We start from the raw sequence: 1,222 nt of genomic DNA, 5'->3' as shown, positions 1-1,222 counted from the left end.
GTGTGCGGCCGAGGCCCCGTACCGCGGGGTGTGGGCGCGGGGGAGTGGGTGAGATCTTCGGTGAGCCGGACGACGTCGTCTCCGATCGCATCCAGCGCGGCAGTGGCGTCGCGCAGCCGCCGGACGGCATCGCTGGGGCTGGGGCCGGGGTGCTCGTCGAACCAGATACTGGCCCTCTCCAACAGGTCATACAGGCCCGACAGATGGCCGCGCGGATCTTCGAGCGCTTCCTGGAGTATGCGTGCCGCTTCTGCTGAGGAGCGTGCGCCGGTGACACGGTCGGCTGGTGTCAGGTCCATTGGGGCCTCAACGTCGTATCTGGCTGCGGGGAGCCCACAGCGGAGGGTTCTTCGGCTTGGGCGGAATGGGCTGGAGATCGGTACGGCTCTGCCAGGCCGCGGACTTCACGACCGCCGCCTGAGCAGTCGGCGTCGTCCGCTGCGCCCTGCCCTGCGTCGTGTTCTGCTGGTGCTCGTTGGTGCGGCGCTGGGTGGCGGCCTGCTGGGGTGGTGCGGGGTCGAGGCTGATGTCGGCGGCGACCTGGTAGCGGGCGGCGCGTAGGGAGGCGATGGCCTGGCGGGTGCGGCGTTCGCCGTCGTGCTCCGGGTTGGCCAGGGCGTAGAGCTTGCTGCCGGGGACGGGCTGGAAGTCGAGGAGCTTGAGTACGTGGTCGGCGACGAACAAGTCCTGGGTGTTCAGGGCGACGTAGCCGAATTCGGGGTGGCGGCCGACGACGACATGAGGGTCTGGGTTATCCACAGGGGTGTGCTCCGTGCTGGGGAAGAGTGTGAAGGGCGTCACCGGTGGCGGCAACGAGGGCACGGCGGTGACCGGCGGCACGTGGCTACGTTCAACGCCCGCGCGGGACGCCGCCGGTGGCGGTGGTCCTGGCTGGCGTCGGGGAGGCGGCTGTCGCCGTGGGGGTGGCGCGTGCGGTGTGGTTCTGGTCGAGGAGATCGGACCAGATGTGCTCACCGTGGGCGTGGGTGAGGGAAGCGATCTCTCCCACGCCGAGCCGGAGTTCGGTGAGATCGCGATGGAGCTGCTGGATGCGAGCGGCGATGGCGTAGAAGGAAACGGTGAACTCACTGCGCAGCGGGGCCGGTCCGGTCTCGGCAGCGCGTGCGGCGCTGTGACGGACCACTGCTTCCAGACCGGGAAGCGGGCCGGTCCTCGGGTCGAGTGCTTCGTCGAGGATCGCGGCTACCTCTGTCTCTTATCC

At 69.6% G+C, this 1,222-nt stretch carries 3 protein-coding genes; all 3 read right to left on the bottom strand.

The genetic code is table 11. From position 1 onward, the window contains the following. Positions 1-299, bottom strand: a 299-nt coding sequence (locus K6I34_RS37160; protein ID WP_229332422.1) for a hypothetical protein, incomplete at its 3' end; no start/stop codon positions are given. A 7-nt stretch (positions 300-306) separates the two neighbouring features. Next, positions 307-759 (bottom strand): hypothetical protein, encoded by a 453-nt coding sequence (locus K6I34_RS37155; protein WP_229332421.1) that lies wholly within the window; start codon positions 757-759, stop codon positions 307-309. Between the two features lie 91 nt (positions 760-850). Continuing rightward, positions 851-1,144, bottom strand: a complete 294-nt coding sequence (locus K6I34_RS37150; protein ID WP_229332420.1) for a hypothetical protein — start codon at positions 1,142-1,144, stop codon at positions 851-853. Positions 1,145-1,222 lie beyond the last annotated feature (78 nt).

The sequence above is a fragment of the Streptomyces sp. UNOC14_S4 genome (genome assembly GCF_020740835.1).
GTDB lineage: Bacteria > Actinomycetota > Actinomycetes > Streptomycetales > Streptomycetaceae > Streptomyces.
Note: the sequence above shows the minus strand (reverse complement) of the source record. Positions and strands in the feature narration are given on the sequence as shown.